We start from the raw sequence: 14,517 nt of genomic DNA, 5'->3' as shown, positions 1-14,517 counted from the left end.
CACAACCTGCGTCAGTCGCACTGCAGATCAGGTTCAAGTCCGACAGCCTCCTAGATGAAACCGAACATCTACGGCCCAAGCACGTAGCCGGCGGCCAGGTACAGCGCCGCGGCGCTGACCAGCAGCCGCTTGAGCAGCGTGTGGCTCAGGCCCATCATCGTGACGAGCAGCGAGCCGATCAGCAGGCACCAGGTGGCGAACGAGAGAGCAAGGGCAAAGGGGCTCGGGTGCTTGATCTGGCGGGTGCGCTGCCCGGCCGGCAGGGGCTGGCCGGATTCAGCAACGGGCATGCCCTGAGGCGCCCGACATGCCGTGGTACGCGCGTGGCGGACAATGCCTCGCATGACGGAACCCTTGCAGCTCCTGGTGACGACCGTCATGCCCTACGGCAAGTACAAGGGCAGGGCCATCGCCGACCTTCCCGGCGCCTACCTCGAATGGTTCGCCCGCACGGGCTTCCCCCCGGGGCAGCTCGGCCGGCTCCTGGCGCTGATGCATGAAATCGACCACAACGGTCTGCGGCACCTCCTGGCGCCGTTGCGGACCCGTTCCAGCGGAACCTGACCAGATGTCGCTTCAAGCCTTCCAGCACGCGCTGGACCAACTGCGCGCCGGCACGCTGGACGTGCCGTCCTTCTGCCAACGCCTGCGCGCCGAGCCGCTGCCGCCGGACTTGCCGCCCAAGTTCGGCGAGGTGCTGGGCAACCTGCTCGACCGCATGGAGTCCGGCGCCCTGTTCGGCGGGGAGAGCTGCTCCTTCAGCCAGGACGAGCTCAGCGCCGGCTTCCAGCTCTGGCTTGACAAGGCGCGCGAGCGGCTCGCCGGGTCGTGAGCAGCGGCGACGACGCGGCGGCCCGTGAAGCCGCCGCGCTGGAGGCGCTGAGCCGGCGCATCGGGCGGGCGCACCTGCGCCACCGCCTGGGGCTGGAGCATGAGGCCGAGCTGCGGCTGCGCCGCCCGGGTGCGCGCTCGCCGCACCTGGAGAACTGGCGCGCGCTGCCGTCGCTGCTGCACTTGTTGCTGACGCTCACCGGGCTGCGCGAGCGGGGCCGGCGCAACACGCTGCGCATCGAGCTGGTGGAGCGCGACTGCGCGCTGCGGCGGCTGCCGGTGGCCTTCGAGGGCCTGCGGCTGCTGCACCTGAGCGACCTGCACCTGGACGTGGGCAACGGCTTCGTCGAGGCCCTGATCGAGCGCGTGCGCAGCGTGCCGCACGACCTGTGCGTGCTCACGGGCGACTTCCGCTTCCGCACCTACGGGCCCTGCGAGCCGGCGATGCAGGCGCTGGCGGCGCTGAGGCCGCACCTGGGGCGCGCCACCTTCGCGGTGCTGGGCAACCACGACAGCATCCGCATGGTCCCGGCGATGGAGGCGCTGGACATCCGCGTGCTGATGAACGAGTCGGAGCGCATCGAGCGCGGCGGCGAGGCGCTCTACATCGCCGGCATCGACGACGCCCATTTCTTCCGCGCCCACGGCCTGCACAAGGCGGCCGACGCCATCCCGGCCGAGGCCTGCACCGTGCTGCTGTCGCACACGGCCGAGCCTTACCTGCAGGCGGCACACTGCGGCTTCGACCTGATGCTGTGCGGGCACACCCACGGCGGGCAGATCTGCCTGCCCGGGGGCATCCCGCTGATCACGGAGTCCACGGCGCCCCGCGCCCTGGTGCGCGGCGCCTGGCGCCACGGGCCGATGCAGGGTTACACCTCGGTGGGCTGCGGCTCCTCGCTGCTGGACGTGCGCTTCAACTGCAGGCCCGAGGTCACGGTGCACCGTCTGGTGCGCATCGGCGGCTGAGGCGCGGCGGCGCCGGCCGCTTTTGTGCTGCATCAAGGAAAGGCCGGGTCGAACGCGGCGGCGCGGGAAGACCCGGGTACGCCCAAGCCCGGCAGGGCACAGGATGGCTTCAGGCATCAACGGTGCGACAAGCGAGGGACGGGAGGGGCGTTTCGGCAAGGAGGGCCGCCACGGCTACATCCTTGAATGTCGAATTTCATCCAAAGCATCCAGCCGGCTGCCCTCGGCCGACCTGCTGAACAAGGCCTACCACCGTGGAACCGATCTTCGACTTCGACCGTTTCTCGCAACTGGCCCACGAGGACCCCATGGCGTTCGAAGCGCAGCGGCAGGCCTTGTTCGCCGCTGCGCTGGATGAAATGCCGCCGTCGGTGCAGGGCGCCGCGCGGGCCTGCCTGGCGCAGGTTCAGGTGCGGATGCTGGGCGCCCGCACGCCGGCCGGGCGGCTGGCCGTTGCCATGTCGGCGCTGGGCGACTCGGTGCAGGCGTTGCACATGAGCGTGGCGTGCCTGAACCGGGAAGCGGTGTACATGTCGGCGCTGCGCAGCTGAGCCACTGAAGCCCCGCGCCCGCAGCCCCTGCTGCTCAGCGCCACCGCGCCGCCGCGGCCAGGCTTCAGCCCGTCTGCCCCTCCGCCTTCCTGGGCGGCACCGGCTGCACGACGTCGCCGTTGACGCGGACCTCGTCGCCATCGACCTCGATCAGCATCGAGCCGAAACGGTGCTCCCAGACGAAGCGCTGAACGCCTTCGGCCGCCAGCGGCAGGCTCGCCTGGGGCGAGGCTTCGCGCAGCGTCAGGACCTCTTCTCGCAGTGGTGCATTCATGCCTTGAACCATACCGCGCCCGGCACTGCACGGTGCGCGGGCCGGACCCTGAAGTTCAGAACCAGTGCCACACGCGGCGCAGCCAAACCGGAATGCGGTCCGGCGCGGGGCGGTAGTGCTGGCGCAGCTGGCTGATGCTGGTGCCGGTGCTGGACGTGTTCATCATCTGACCTCCTGATGAGGCACTGTATGTTCATACAGTAGTGGTGGCAAGCCCCCGAGGGACTTCCCGTCTCGTCGATGCAACGTCCATACCCGCGTCACGCCGCGTAGCCCGCGTGCGGCCGCCCACATCACGCCGGGCCAGCCGGCACCTCCATGCCGTTCGGCGCGCCTCGGTCCGGCTCACTGCGCCTCGGACCACAGCACGTTCTCCCGCGCCACCAGCGCCGAAGCCGCCGGCGGCCCCCAGTTGCCGGCCGGGTAGGGCTTGGGCGGATCGCCCAGGCTGTTCCAGCCCTCCAGGATCGGATCGACCCAGCGCCACGCCGCCGCCAGCTCGTCGCGGCGCATGAAGTGCGTGAGCCGCCCCTTCACCACGTCGATCAGCAGCCGCTCGTAGGCCTCGGCGCGCCGCTCGGTGAAGGCGGACTGCAGGTCCAGGTCCAGGTACACGGGGCGCATGCGCAGGCCCGATCCGGGCTCCTTGGCCATCATCTGCAGCCGGATCGACTCCTCCGGCTGCAGCGTGATGAGCAGCCGGTTGGGCTGCTGCAGGCCGAACTGGTCGCCGAAGAGCGAGAAGGGCGGCTGCGAGAACTCCACGATGATTTCCGACAGCCGCCGCGGCAGCCGCTTGCCCGTGCGCAGGAAGAAGGGCACGCCGGCCCAGCGCGCGTTGTCGATGTGCGCACGCAGCGCCACGAAGGTCTCGGTGCGGCTGCCCGGGGGCACGCCGTTTTCCTGCAGATAGCCCGGCACGCGCTCGCCCTCGACGCTGCCGGCGGTGTATTGGCCCCGCACCGTGTCCTGGCGCAACTGCGCGGGCGTGAGCTTGCGCAGGCTGCGCAGCACCTTGAGCTTCTCGTCGCGCACGTCGTCGGCCTCCAGCGAGATCGGCGGCTCCATGGCCACGATGCACAGCAGTTGCAGCAGGTGGTTCTGCACCATGTCGCGCATCGCGCCGGTGTGGTCGTAGAAGCCCGCGCGCGTGCCCACGCCCACGGTCTCCGCCACCGTGATCTGCACGCTGCGGATGAAGGGTGCGCGCCACATCGGCTCGTAGATGGCGTTGCCGAAGCGCAGCACCATGAGGTTCTGTACCGTTTCCTTGCCCAGGTAGTGGTCGATGCGGTAGGTCTGGCGCTCCTCGAAGTAACGCGCCACCGTCTCGTTGATGGCGCGGGCCGAGGCCAGGTCGTGGCCCAGGGGCTTTTCCAGCACCACGCGCGAGCGCGCGTCCACCAGCCCGGCGCCATGCAGGTGGGCGGTGGTCGCGGTGAACAGGTCCGGCGCCATGGCCAGGTAGAACACCTTGACCGAGTCGGGCTGGCACGCGTCCTTCAGCCGCTCGTAGCCCTGGGGCTGGGTGGCATCGAGCTGCACGTAGTCCAGGCGGCGCAGGAAGTCCTGCCAGTGCAGGGGCTGCATCGACGCCGGGTCGATGCACGGGCGCGACATGCGGTCCACGAACTCGACGTACTGCTTGCGCGGCCAGTCTTGGCGCCCCACGCCGATGATGCGGTGGCGCTCGCCCAGGCTGCCGTGGCGGTGCGCCATGTACAGCGCCGGCAGCAGCTTGCGCCAGGCGAGGTCGCCGGTCCCGCCGAAGATGATGAGGTCCAGCGCCGCCGACTCCGAAAGCTCCATTCGCTTGCTCCGTCAAGGGTCGTCCGCCGCGGCCGGTCCGGGCCGCGGCGCTGTTGCCACTTCCGTTGCGTTGCCGTTCCCGGCGCCGCTCAGGGCTTGATCTGCGCGCGCACCTCGCCGCTTTGCTGGGCCGCGCTGTGCACGTTCACGTACAGCTCGCCGGCGCGGTAGGCCTTCATCTGCTCGGCCGTGAGCTTGGTGCCCTCGGGCACGGTCCAGGTGCCGTTTTCGCCCTTGGTCAGCGGGATGACCACCGGCCCGTTGCTGCCCTCGGCGCCATGGTGGATGTGCGCGGCCAGGGCGTCCACGCCGGTGGTCTTGATGCTGCCGCTGACCGTGCCGTCCTCGGCCACGTCGATGCTGCCGGTGCCCAGCGCCATCGTTTGGACCGGCGGCACTTCCTGTTCGCCCGTGAGCTTCAGGTCGCCGGCCCAGGCCGCCGCGACCGGGGCCGCCAGCGCCAGTCCCAGGGCGGCGCGCAGGAGGGGTTGCAGGTGCTTCATCGGTGTTTCCTCGTGTTGATTCGAACGCGGCGATGATGCAGCGGCCCCGGCACCAGCGCCGTAACAGAGCTGCGACCCGGCCTTGCCAACCACGGTATGGCGCTTGCCCCCAGCACTCCGTTCTCACCCGGACTGAAAGCGCTCCGATGGCTCCCCCCCGTCACCCTGCCCGCCCTGTTCCATGCCGCCGCGCAGCCCCGCGCGGCGCGTTGCTGGGCGCCGGCCTGCTGGCCGGCCTGGTGTGCCTGACCGCGGCCGCGGCCGATGCCCCGCCCGATGGGGCGGGGGATTCGCTGCAGGCCCGCTACACCGAGCTGCAGCCCGAGCTCGCGCGCAGCCCCTTCCGGCGTCCGCTGCTGCTGCAGTCCAACGACTCCTCCAGCGCGCCGCTGGGCGAGGTGTGGGCGCTGCTGGACCATCCCTTCGACGCCGTGGCCGCCGCGCTGCAGCAGCCGCGCCACTGGTGCGACATCCTGATGTTGCAGACCAACGTCAAGCGCTGCCTGCCCGCCGGCAACGGCGCGCGGCAGCGGCTGGAGATGGCGGTGGCGCGGCGCTACACCGACCCGGTGGAGCAGGCGCAGTCCATGGCCTTCGACTTCGCCGTGCCGGCGCAACAGCCGCGCTACCTGGCGGTGGCGCTGTCGGCCGCGCAGGGCCCGCTGGGCACGCAGAACTACCGGCTGCGCTTCCAGGCCGTGCCGGCCGGCGAGCGGCAGACCTTCATGCACCTGTCCTACGCCTACGAGATGGGCCTGGCTGCCCGCATGGCCACCAGCGTCTATCTCTCCAGCGCGGGCAAGGACAAGGTCGGCTTCAGCGTCACCGGCCGCGACGAGCAGGGCCGGCCGCAGTACGTGCGCGGCATGCAGGGCGTGGCCGAGCGCAACACCATGCGCTACTTTCTGGCCATCGACACCTTCCTGGACACCGCGTCCGCCCCCATCGACGCCCGGCTGCGCCGCTTTCACGACGCGCTGGAGCGCTACCCGGCGCAGCTGCACGAGACGGAACAGGGCGAATACCTGGCGATGAAGCGGCGCGAGACGCAGGCGAACTGAGCCGTGCGGCACGCGGCCCCGGCCGGGCCGGCGGGGCGGAACGCTCAGCGGGTGCCGGTGCCGGTGCCGGTGCCGGTGCCGGTCGCGGGTGCGGGTGCGGGTGCGGGCGCGCTCGCCGCGGAGCCGGCTTCGGTGCTTCGGCCCTTGCCGCTGCTGGTGCCGGTGCTGCCGCTCGCCGTGCCGGCGCCGGCTTCGCCCGGCCGGCCGGGCGTCTTTGCGGCGCTGCCCGCTCCTGAGGCCGGGTTGTGCGGCCCGCCGCCGTTGGGGCCATCGACCACCCGGCCGTCGATGCCCGAGCCGGTGCCGCTGTCGGTGCCGCTGTCGGTGCCGCTGCGCGCGCCGCCCACGCCCGGCGGGGTTGGGGCTCCGGTGCCGCCCAGGCCGGAGCCGCCGTCGGGCGCCACCACGATGGCGCCGCCGCTGCTGCCGCCCGGGCCCGTGGGCGTGCTGTTGCCGCTGGGGTTGTCGCTGCTCTCCGGGGACCCGCCGCCGGCCTGCGCGTGCGCGAACGCTGCCCCGCCCAGGGCCAGGACCGCCAACGCGGTGCGGAGCAGGCTTGCTGTTGCTTTCATGTCGCACTCCGTGGGCGACCGACGGCCGCCGTGTCTTGGGAGGCGGGCGCCATCGGAGCCCGTGCCGTGGAGGCTCCAGCAAGCGGGGCGCCGCTTACGCATCGCTTTTCCCGGACACCGCGGAAGCGGCACGCGCCTCCTCGCCGTTGCGCCCGCGATCCAGCTCCCGCAGCCACTCCAGCACCCGCGGCCAGAGCTCGCGGTGGGCGCTGTCGCCGATCAGCGCGCCCAGGTGCTGCAGCGCCACGCCCACGTCGCCGCGGTACTGCAGCAGCAGCGTGGCCGGGCTCGCGGCGGCCTCCACGAAGCCGGTGACCGACGCCGCCGGCACGACCTGACTGCGTGGATCGACGATGGCCGCCACCGGCACCGCCACGTCGCGCGGCGCGACGCGCCGGCCGTCGAGGCTCAGCGTGCCGCGCATGAAGCGGTCCTCCCGGTACAGCGCGTCCATCACCTGCGCCACCAGCCGGCCCGACAGGGGCCGCTCCTCCAGCGTCCAGCGCACCGCCAGCCAGTGCCGCCGCCACGCGCGCGGGCCGTGCAGCGCCGAGGCCAGCGCGTCCAGCCGCACGCCGGTGGAGAACTCCTCGGGCGAAGCCCTGCTGGCCGCCAGGCCCAGCAGGCTGCCCGGCACGTGGTCGAAGCGCCGCGCGAAGCCGGGCGGTAGCGAATTCACCAGGTCCGCCAGCGCGCCGGTGGCGCTACCAAAGCGCAACGGCGCCTCCACCAGCACCAGCGAGGCCGCGTCCCGCGGATGGCGTGCCGCGCACAGCGCCGCCAGCGTGCCGCCCAGCGAGTGCCCCAGCAGGTGCGGGCGCTGCCTGACGAGGCCGCGCACCTGCGCGGCGGCGCGCGCCACCGCGGCCACGTGCTCGTCCAGCCCCCAGGACGCCGGCACCGACCGCCACTCCAGCAGGTGCACCTGGCAGCCCCGGGCCAGCGCCGCCCGCACCACGCTGCACTCGGGCGCCAGGTCCCAGATCCAGTGCGCCTTGATCGGCGACGGCACGACCAGCAGCGCCGGCCCTTCGCCGCCGCCCTCGTAGCGCCGCAGGCGCACGCCGGCCGCCTCGTGCAGCACCCGGCTGGGCGCGGGCCGCGGACCCAGCCCCAGGCTGTCCATCCCGCTGCCCGCGGCGCGGCGCAGGGCATCCAGGCGCTGGAAGAAGGCGCCGTCCACGGCGGGGCCATCGTTTTTCACTGCCGGGATCGTCTGGTGCATCTACAGCCTCTTGCCATGGTCGCGGCTCCAGCGGCAAGCCCCGTACCGCCATGAATCCCAGGCGGGCCGGTGTTCGGCGCCAGCCGCGGACGGCCAGCGTGCGGTTTCCGTACGACCGTCCGGATTCCGGACGGTCGTCCCGCCAGCGCTTCACTCCGACGCCGCGGTCCGGTGCGGCCGGCGGCCCGTCGGCGCATCGCCGCGCAACTGCACCGCGGGCATCAGGAACTCGCGCCCGCGCGTGGCGCGCGCATACAGGTAGCGGTGCAGCAGCCGCTCGTCCAGCGCATCCATGTCCACCCGGCCCTGCGCGTCGCAGGGAAAGCTCCAGGCGGTGCCCTCGTCGGCCAGCGACTTGAAGCGCAGCTCGTACTGCGCGGCGCTCGTCGTCTCCGTGTCCATGTTCGTCTCCTGAAATCGTGGGCGGGCCCGCGGGACCCCAGGCCCTTCCACGCAGCGTCCGTGCCATCCGATGCAGGCCGGCGCCGTGGCGTCCGTTTTCCATTCGAGCGTCCGGATTCCGGACGGTCGACCCGCAGTCCGCTGGAGCGCTTGCGAGGCGTCCGGCCTCCGTGCAAACCCGGATTAACCTCAATCAAATCAAGCACTTGCGTTGCTCCCGGGCGCGGCGGACCCGGCGTGGCACGGCCTTCGCGACTGGAAGCTCCGAGCGCGGCAAGCGTTCGAGCGGACGGCGGCGGGGCTGCCGTCCTCATCAAGCCAACTCAGGAGACCCAGTGATGCAAACGTTGTCCCAGGTCCAGGTGATGGGCATCGATGCCGGCGGCACGATGACCGACACCTTCTTCGTCAGGGCCGATGGCCGCTTCGTGGTCGGTAAGGCCCAGAGCAACCCGGCCGACGAGTCGCTCGCCATCCTCAACTCCTCGCGCGACGCGCTGGCCCACTGGCAGCGCGACGTGGACGAGGTCTATCCCGAGCTGCTGACCTGCGTGTACTCGGGCACCGCCATGCTCAACCGGGTGGTGCAGCGCAAGGGCCTGGAGGTGGGCCTGATCGTCAACCGCGGCTTCGAGCACGTGCACTCCATGGGCCGCGCGGTGCAGAGCTACCTCGGCTACGCGCTGGAGGAGCGCATCCACCTCAACACCCACCGCTACGACGAGCCGCTGGTGCCGCTGTCGCGCACGCGCGGCGTGACCGAGCGCACCGACGTGCAGGGCCAGATCGTCATCCCGCTGCGCGAGGACGAGGTGCGCCAGGCCACGCGCGAGCTGGTCGCGCAGGGCGCCAAGGCCATCGTCATCTGCCTGCTGCAGTCGCACAAGAACGGCACGAGCGAGCAGCGCGCCCGCGACGTGTGCCGCGAGGAACTGAAACGGCTGGGCCGCGACGTCCCGGTGTTCGCCTCGGTGGACTACTACCCGCAGCGCAAGGAAAGCCACCGCATGAACACCACGGTGCTGGAGGCCTACGCCGCGGAGCCCTCGCGCCAGACGCTCAGGAAGGTCAGCGACCGCTTCCGCGAGCACGGCGCGAAGTTCGACCTGCGCGTGATGGCCACGCACGGCGGCACCATCAGCTGGAAGGCCAAGGAGCTGGCGCGCACCATCGTCTCCGGGCCCATCGGCGGCGTGATCGGCTCCAAGCTGCTGGGCGAGGCGCTGGGCTACGAGAACATCGCCTGCTCGGACATCGGGGGCACCTCCTTCGACATGGCGCTGATCACCAAGGGCAACTTCGCCATCGCCGCCGATCCCGACATGGCGCGCCTGGTGCTCTCGCTGCCGCTGGTGACCATGGACTCCGTGGGCGCGGGCGCGGGCAGCTTCGTGCGGCTGGACCCGTACAGCGGCGCCATCAAGCTCGGCCCCGACAGCGCCGGCTACCGCGTGGGCACCTGCTGGGCCGAGAGCGGGCTGGACACGGTCACCGTCTCCGACTGCCACGTGGTGCTGGGCTACCTCAACCCCGAGAACTTCCTGGGCGGCGCCATCAAGCTCGACGTGCAGCGCGCGCGGGAGCACATCAAGGCGCAGATCGCCGACCCGCTGGGCCTGTCGGTGGAGGATGCCGCCGCGGGCGTGATCGAGCTGCTGGACCTGCAGCTGCGCGAGTACCTGCGCTCCAACGTCAGCGCCAAGGGCTACAACCCCACCGAGTTCGTCTGCTTCTCCTACGGTGGCGCGGGCCCGGTGCACACCTACGGCTACACCGAGGGCCTGGGCTTCAAGGACGTGATCGTGCCGGCCTGGGCCGCGGGTTTCTCGGCCTTTGGTTGCGCCTGCGCCGATTTCGAGTACCGCTACGACCGCAGCGTGGACCTGGCGCTGCCGCAGCACGCCTCGGACGCGGAGAAGGCCAGCGCCGCCGCCACCATCCAGACCGCGTGGTCCGAGCTGGCGGCCAAGGTGATCGAGGAGTTCCGCATCAACGGCTTCGAGGCCAAGGACGTGATCCTGCGCCCGGGCTACCGCATGCAGTACATGGGCCAGCTCAACGACCTGGAGATCGACTCGCCCATCAGCAGCGCCGCCACCGCGCAGGACTGGGACCAGATCGTCGAAGCCTTCGAAACCACCTACGGCCGCGTGTACGCCAGCGCCGCGCGCTCGCCGGAGCTGGGTTTCTCGGTCACGGGCGCAATCATGCGCGGCATGGTCGCCACGCAGAAGCCCGTGCTGCCGGAGGACCCCGAGGGCGGCGCGAAGCCGCCCAAGGAGGCGCACCTGGGCACGCGGCCGCTTTACCGCCACAAGACCTGGCACGAGGCGGTGGTCTGGAAGATGGAGGCGCTCAAGCCCGGCAACACCATCACCGGGCCGGCCATCATCGAATCCGACGCCACCACCTTCGTCGTGCCCAAGGGCTTCAGCACCACGCTCGACAAGCACCGCCTCTTCCACCTCAAGGAAGTCAAGTAATCAACGAAGGAGACATGCCATGAACATGATGACGGCCAAGGAAGTGGGTTTCGCGGACCTGCTCAAGAACGGACAGACGCTCAAGGAGTTTCGTGACGGCATCCTGGAGCGCACCGCCCAGACCGGGCATTACAACGGCCTGCAGCGGCTGGAACTGCGCGAGAAGGACCCGATCCGCTACGAGAAGCTGTTCTCCAAGCTGCGCGGCGGCCTGGTGCATGCGCGCGAGACGGCCAAGAAGATCGCCGCCAGCCCGATCGTGGAGCAGGAAGGCGAACTGTGCTTCACGCTCTACAACGCCGCGGGCGACTGCGTGCTGACCTCCACCGGGATCATCATCCACGTGGGCACGATGGGCGCGGCGATCAAGTACATGATCGAGAACGGCTGGGAGCACAACCCGGGCATCCAGCCCGGCGACATGTTCACCAACAACGACTGCGCCATCGGCAACGTGCACCCCTGCGACATCGCCACCATCGTGCCGATCTTCGTGCAGGGCAAGCTCATCGGCTGGGTCGGCGGTGTCACGCACGTCATCGACACCGGCGCGGTGACGCCGGGCTCGATGTCCACCGGCCAGACGCAGCGCTTCGGCGATGGTTACATGATCACCTGCCGCAAGACCGGCGTGAACGACACGCCGCTGCGCGACTGGCTGCACGAGAGCCAACGCTCGGTGCGCACGCCCAAGTACTGGATCCTCGACGAGCGCACCCGCATCGCCGGCTGCCACATGATCCGCGACCTGATCGAGGAGGTCGTGGCCGAGGAGGGGCTGGAGGCCTACGAGAAGTTCTCCTACGAGGTGATCGAGGAGGGCCGCCGCGGCCTGCAGACGCGCATCAAGGCCATGACGCTGCCGGGCAAGTACCGCAAGGTCGCCTTCGTGGACGTGCCCTACGCGCACGAGGACGTGCAGACCTCCAACGCCTTCGCCAAGCTCGACTCCATCATGCACTCGCCCGTGGAGATGGAGATCCGCGCCGATGGCAGCTGGCGGCTGGACTTCGAGGGCGCGAGCCGCTGGGGCTGGCACTCGTACAACGCGCACCAGGTCGCCTTCACCAGCGGCATCTGGGTGATGATGACGCAGACCCTGGTGCCCACGCAGCGCATCAACGACGGCGCCTACTACGGCACCGAGTTCCGCCTGCCCAAGGGCGCGTGGATGAACCCCGACGACCGCCGCACCGGCCACGCCTACGCCTGGCACTTCCTGGTCTCGGGCTGGAGCGCGATGTGGCGCGGGCTGTCGCAGGCCTACTTCAGCCGCGGCTACCTGGAAGAGGTCAACGCCGGCAACGCCAACACCTCCAACTGGCTGCAGGGCGGGGGCATCAACCAGGACGGCGACATCCACGCCGTCAACAGCTTCGAGGCTTCCTCGTGCGGCACCGGCGCCTGCGCCATCAAGGACGGGCTGAACCACGCCGCGGCGATCTGGAACCCCGAAGGCGACATGGGCGACATCGAGATCTGGGAGATGGCCGAGCCGCTGCTCTACCTGGGCCGCAACGTCAAGGCCAACTCCGGCGGCTACGGCAAGTACCGCGGCGGCTGCGGCTTCGAGACGCTGCGCATGGTCTGGAAGGCGCAGGACTGGACCATGTTCTTCATGGGCAACGGCTACATGAACAGCGACTGGGGCCTGATGGGCGGCTACCCCGCGGCCACCGGCTACCGCTTCGAGGCCCACAACACGGGCCTGAAGGAGCGCATCGCGCTGGGCGACAGCCTGCCGCTGGGCGGCGACACCAACCCGGACCTGCCCGACTACGAGAACCACCTCAACGCCGGCGCCGTGGTCAAGCGCGACCAGCAGTGCATGACCACCGAGGACTGCTACGACAACTACGACCTGTACCTGAACTACCTGCGCGGCGGCCCGGGCTTCGGCGACCCGCTGGACCGCGAGGTGGAGGCCATCGAGCGCGACCTCAACAACGCGCTGCTGCTGCCCGAGTACGCGCGCAAGGTCTACGGCGCGGTGGCGACCAAGGACGGTAACGGCGTGTGGAAGGTCGATGCGCAGCAGACGGCGCTGCAGCGGCTGGAGATCCGGCGCCAGCGCCTGGAGCGCTCGGTGCCCACGCGCGAGTGGATGAAGGAGGAGCGCGAGCGCATCCTGACCAAGAGCGCCTCGCCGCAGGTGCAGCACATGTTCGCCACCAGCTTCGGGCTCTCGCCCAAGTTCGAGCAGCAGTTCCGCACCTTCTGGAGCCTGCCCGACGACTGGACGCTGACCGAGGCCGAGCTGGGCGTGCCCAGCTACGGCGCGAAGTACCGCATGGACCTCTCGAAGATGCCCGACGTGCGCACCGTCGTGCTGGTCGAGGAATGAACCGCTGCAACGAGGAGAACCGCGATGTCCGCCTACACCCGTGAACAGATCAAGAACCTCGTCGACGGCAAGCTCGACTGGGACACCACGCTGCGCATGCTGTCCATGCCCAAGGACGGCGAGCGCTTCCAGCTCTACCTGGCGGCGCTGCAGGAGAAGCTGGGCTGGAGCGACCGCATCGTGCTGCCGCTGGGGCCGCACCTGTACATCGTGCAGCAGGCCAAGACCAGCAAGTGGGTCACGCAGTGCGACTGCGGCCACGTGTTCTGCGACTGGCGCGAGAACTGGAAGCTGCACGCCAACGTCTACGTGCGCGACAACGAGGAGGCCATGGCCGAGGTCTATCCGACGCTCATGGCGCCCGACACGCGCTGGCAGGTGTACCGCGAGTACATCTGCCCGCAGTGCGCCGCGCTGCACGACGTGGAGGCGCCCACGCCGTGGTACCCGGTGATCCACGACTTCGAGCCCGACATCGACGCCTTCTACAAGGAGTGGGTGAAGCTGCCGCTGCCTGAACGCGTCGATTGACCCCCCGGCGGCACGGGCCGCCGCACGCCCTCCCACGGCTGAAGAGCGTGGGAGGGCGTGCTACTTTGCGGGTCGCAGGCCGGGTACACGGCCGCGAGGAGACAACGATGACATCGGAGCCCGAGCAGATGTTCTCGAACCCCGGCAACGAGCCTGAAGTGACGGCCGCGTGGGAGGCGTTTCTCGCCGGCGACGGCCGGCCGCTGGAGACGCTGCGCTCGCTGGTGGACGCGTCCTGGCAGCGCTGCCTGCAGGCGCAGGTCGATCCGCGCGCGCGCAGCGGGCCGCAGCCCGTGTCGGACCAGGACCTGTACCTGCTGCGCGAGCGCCAGCGCGAGATGCTGGAGGCCAGCGCGCCGGTGATGGTCTGCGCGCGCGACTTCCTCTCCGAGACCGGCACGCTGATGGCGCTGGCCGACACCAGCGGCACCATCCTGGCCACCGAGGGCGACGTGCGCGCCATCGGTTCGGCCGAAACCATCCGCCTCATGCCCGGCGTGAGCTGGAGCGAGGACCTGGCCGGCACCAACGCCATCGGCACCGCGCTGGCGGTGGGGCAGCCGGTGCAGATCCACAGCGCCGAGCATTTCTGCGAGGGCATCAAGCGCTGGACCTGCTCGGCCACGGTGCTGCGCCACCCGCTGGACGGCGAAATCGTGGGCGTGCTGGACGTCTCGGGCCTGTCGCAGACCTACAACCGCCAGACGCTGGCGCTGGTGGTGACGGCGGCCAGCCGCATCGAGAACCGCCTGGCCGCCAGCGAGATGGAGCGCCGCTACCGGCTGCTGGACCACGCGGTGGGCCACCTGGCCCGCGCCGGGCAGGACGGCGTGGTGCTGTTCGACCGGCTGGGCTGCCCGATCAAGGCCAACGAGCATGCGGCCGACGCCATCGCCGCCGCGGGCGGCGAGCTGGACCTGGCCCGCGCGCGCCGCCTGCCCGCGCTGGCGGCGCGGCGCGTG

Annotated in this window: 16 protein-coding genes; 9 read left to right on the top strand and 7 right to left on the bottom strand. The window is 70.7% G+C overall.

Annotated elements, in window-relative coordinates; genetic code table 11:
- Positions 1–68: 68 nt before the first annotated feature.
- On the bottom strand, positions 69–290 hold the full coding sequence (locus Q0741_RS03180) for a hypothetical protein (protein WP_298231750.1): 222 nt from the start codon (positions 288–290) through the stop codon (positions 69–71).
- A 52-nt stretch (positions 291–342) separates the two neighbouring features.
- Between Q0741_RS03180 and Q0741_RS03175 the strand changes: the two genes are divergently transcribed.
- From Q0741_RS03175 to Q0741_RS03160, 4 genes are all read left to right on the top strand, one after another.
- Positions 343–564, top strand: coding sequence for a DUF3820 family protein (locus tag Q0741_RS03175; protein WP_298231749.1), 222 nt, complete (start codon positions 343–345; stop codon positions 562–564).
- A gap of 4 nt (positions 565–568) precedes the next feature.
- Positions 569–832 carry a hypothetical protein gene (locus Q0741_RS03170; protein ID WP_298231748.1) on the top strand — a complete coding sequence of 88 codons (264 nt, stop codon included), beginning with the start codon at positions 569–571 and terminating at the stop codon, positions 830–832.
- Positions 829–1,800, top strand: coding sequence for a metallophosphoesterase (locus Q0741_RS03165; RefSeq protein ID WP_298231747.1), 972 nt, complete (start codon positions 829–831; stop codon positions 1,798–1,800). The genes Q0741_RS03170 and Q0741_RS03165 overlap by 4 nt, the downstream gene beginning before the upstream one ends.
- A 254-nt stretch (positions 1,801–2,054) precedes the next feature.
- Positions 2,055–2,351 (top strand): DUF3135 domain-containing protein, encoded by a 297-nt coding sequence (locus Q0741_RS03160; protein WP_298231746.1) that lies wholly within the window; start codon positions 2,055–2,057, stop codon positions 2,349–2,351.
- A 64-nt stretch (positions 2,352–2,415) separates the two neighbouring features.
- Here the strand turns inward: Q0741_RS03160 and Q0741_RS03155 are convergent, their stop codons facing one another.
- From Q0741_RS03155 to Q0741_RS03145, 3 genes are all read right to left on the bottom strand, one after another.
- Positions 2,416–2,625 (bottom strand): hypothetical protein, encoded by a 210-nt coding sequence (locus Q0741_RS03155; protein WP_298231745.1) that lies wholly within the window; start codon positions 2,623–2,625, stop codon positions 2,416–2,418.
- A gap of 345 nt (positions 2,626–2,970) precedes the next feature.
- Entirely contained in the window at positions 2,971–4,434 is a 1,464-nt protein-coding gene (zwf, locus tag Q0741_RS03150; protein WP_298231744.1) for a glucose-6-phosphate dehydrogenase, read from the bottom strand.
- 89 nt (positions 4,435–4,523) lie between these two features.
- Positions 4,524–4,937: a CHRD domain-containing protein gene (locus Q0741_RS03145; RefSeq protein ID WP_298231743.1), complete on the bottom strand. Its 414-nt coding sequence runs from the start codon at positions 4,935–4,937 to the stop codon at positions 4,524–4,526.
- Positions 4,938–5,146: 209 nt separating this feature from the next.
- Here Q0741_RS03145 and Q0741_RS03140 point away from each other — a divergent pair, with 209 nt between their 5' ends.
- Positions 5,147–5,998 (top strand): hypothetical protein, encoded by an 852-nt coding sequence (locus Q0741_RS03140; protein WP_298231742.1) that lies wholly within the window; start codon positions 5,147–5,149, stop codon positions 5,996–5,998.
- 44 nt (positions 5,999–6,042) lie between these two features.
- Here the strand turns inward: Q0741_RS03140 and Q0741_RS03135 are convergent, their stop codons facing one another.
- The 3 genes from Q0741_RS03135 to Q0741_RS03125 all read right to left on the bottom strand — a co-directional run bounded on the left by Q0741_RS03135 (position 6,043) and on the right by Q0741_RS03125 (position 8,197).
- The gene (locus Q0741_RS03135; protein ID WP_298231741.1) at positions 6,043–6,570 is read right to left on the bottom strand and encodes a hypothetical protein; all 528 of its coding nucleotides are present in this window, start codon (positions 6,568–6,570) and stop codon (positions 6,043–6,045) included.
- Between the two features lie 94 nt (positions 6,571–6,664).
- On the bottom strand, positions 6,665–7,795 hold the full coding sequence (locus Q0741_RS03130; RefSeq protein WP_298231740.1) for an alpha/beta fold hydrolase: 1,131 nt from the start codon (positions 7,793–7,795) through the stop codon (positions 6,665–6,667).
- Positions 7,796–7,945: 150 nt separating this feature from the next.
- Positions 7,946–8,197 carry a hypothetical protein gene (locus tag Q0741_RS03125; RefSeq protein WP_298231739.1) on the bottom strand — a complete coding sequence of 84 codons (252 nt, stop codon included), beginning with the start codon at positions 8,195–8,197 and terminating at the stop codon, positions 7,946–7,948.
- Positions 8,198–8,535: 338 nt separating this feature from the next.
- On the opposite strand from Q0741_RS03125, the gene Q0741_RS03120 reads away from it, so the two are divergent.
- The 4 genes from Q0741_RS03120 to Q0741_RS03105 form a co-directional block, all read left to right on the top strand.
- Positions 8,536–10,680: a hydantoinase/oxoprolinase family protein gene (locus Q0741_RS03120; protein WP_298231738.1), complete on the top strand. Its 2,145-nt coding sequence runs from the start codon at positions 8,536–8,538 to the stop codon at positions 10,678–10,680.
- A 19-nt stretch (positions 10,681–10,699) separates the two neighbouring features.
- Positions 10,700–13,024, top strand: coding sequence for a hydantoinase B/oxoprolinase family protein (locus Q0741_RS03115; protein ID WP_298231737.1), 2,325 nt, complete (start codon positions 10,700–10,702; stop codon positions 13,022–13,024).
- Between the two features lie 24 nt (positions 13,025–13,048).
- On the top strand, positions 13,049–13,555 hold the full coding sequence (locus Q0741_RS03110; protein ID WP_298231736.1) for an acetone carboxylase subunit gamma: 507 nt from the start codon (positions 13,049–13,051) through the stop codon (positions 13,553–13,555).
- A gap of 107 nt (positions 13,556–13,662) precedes the next feature.
- A partial coding sequence (locus tag Q0741_RS03105) for a GAF domain-containing protein (RefSeq protein WP_298231735.1) occupies positions 13,663–14,517 on the top strand: 855 nt, incomplete at its 3' end.

This window comes from uncultured Azohydromonas sp. (assembly GCF_937926365.1).
In the GTDB taxonomy this organism is placed as follows: Bacteria; Pseudomonadota; Gammaproteobacteria; order Burkholderiales; family Burkholderiaceae_C; genus Azohydromonas.
This window is presented reverse-complemented; position numbering and strand designations above follow the sequence as displayed.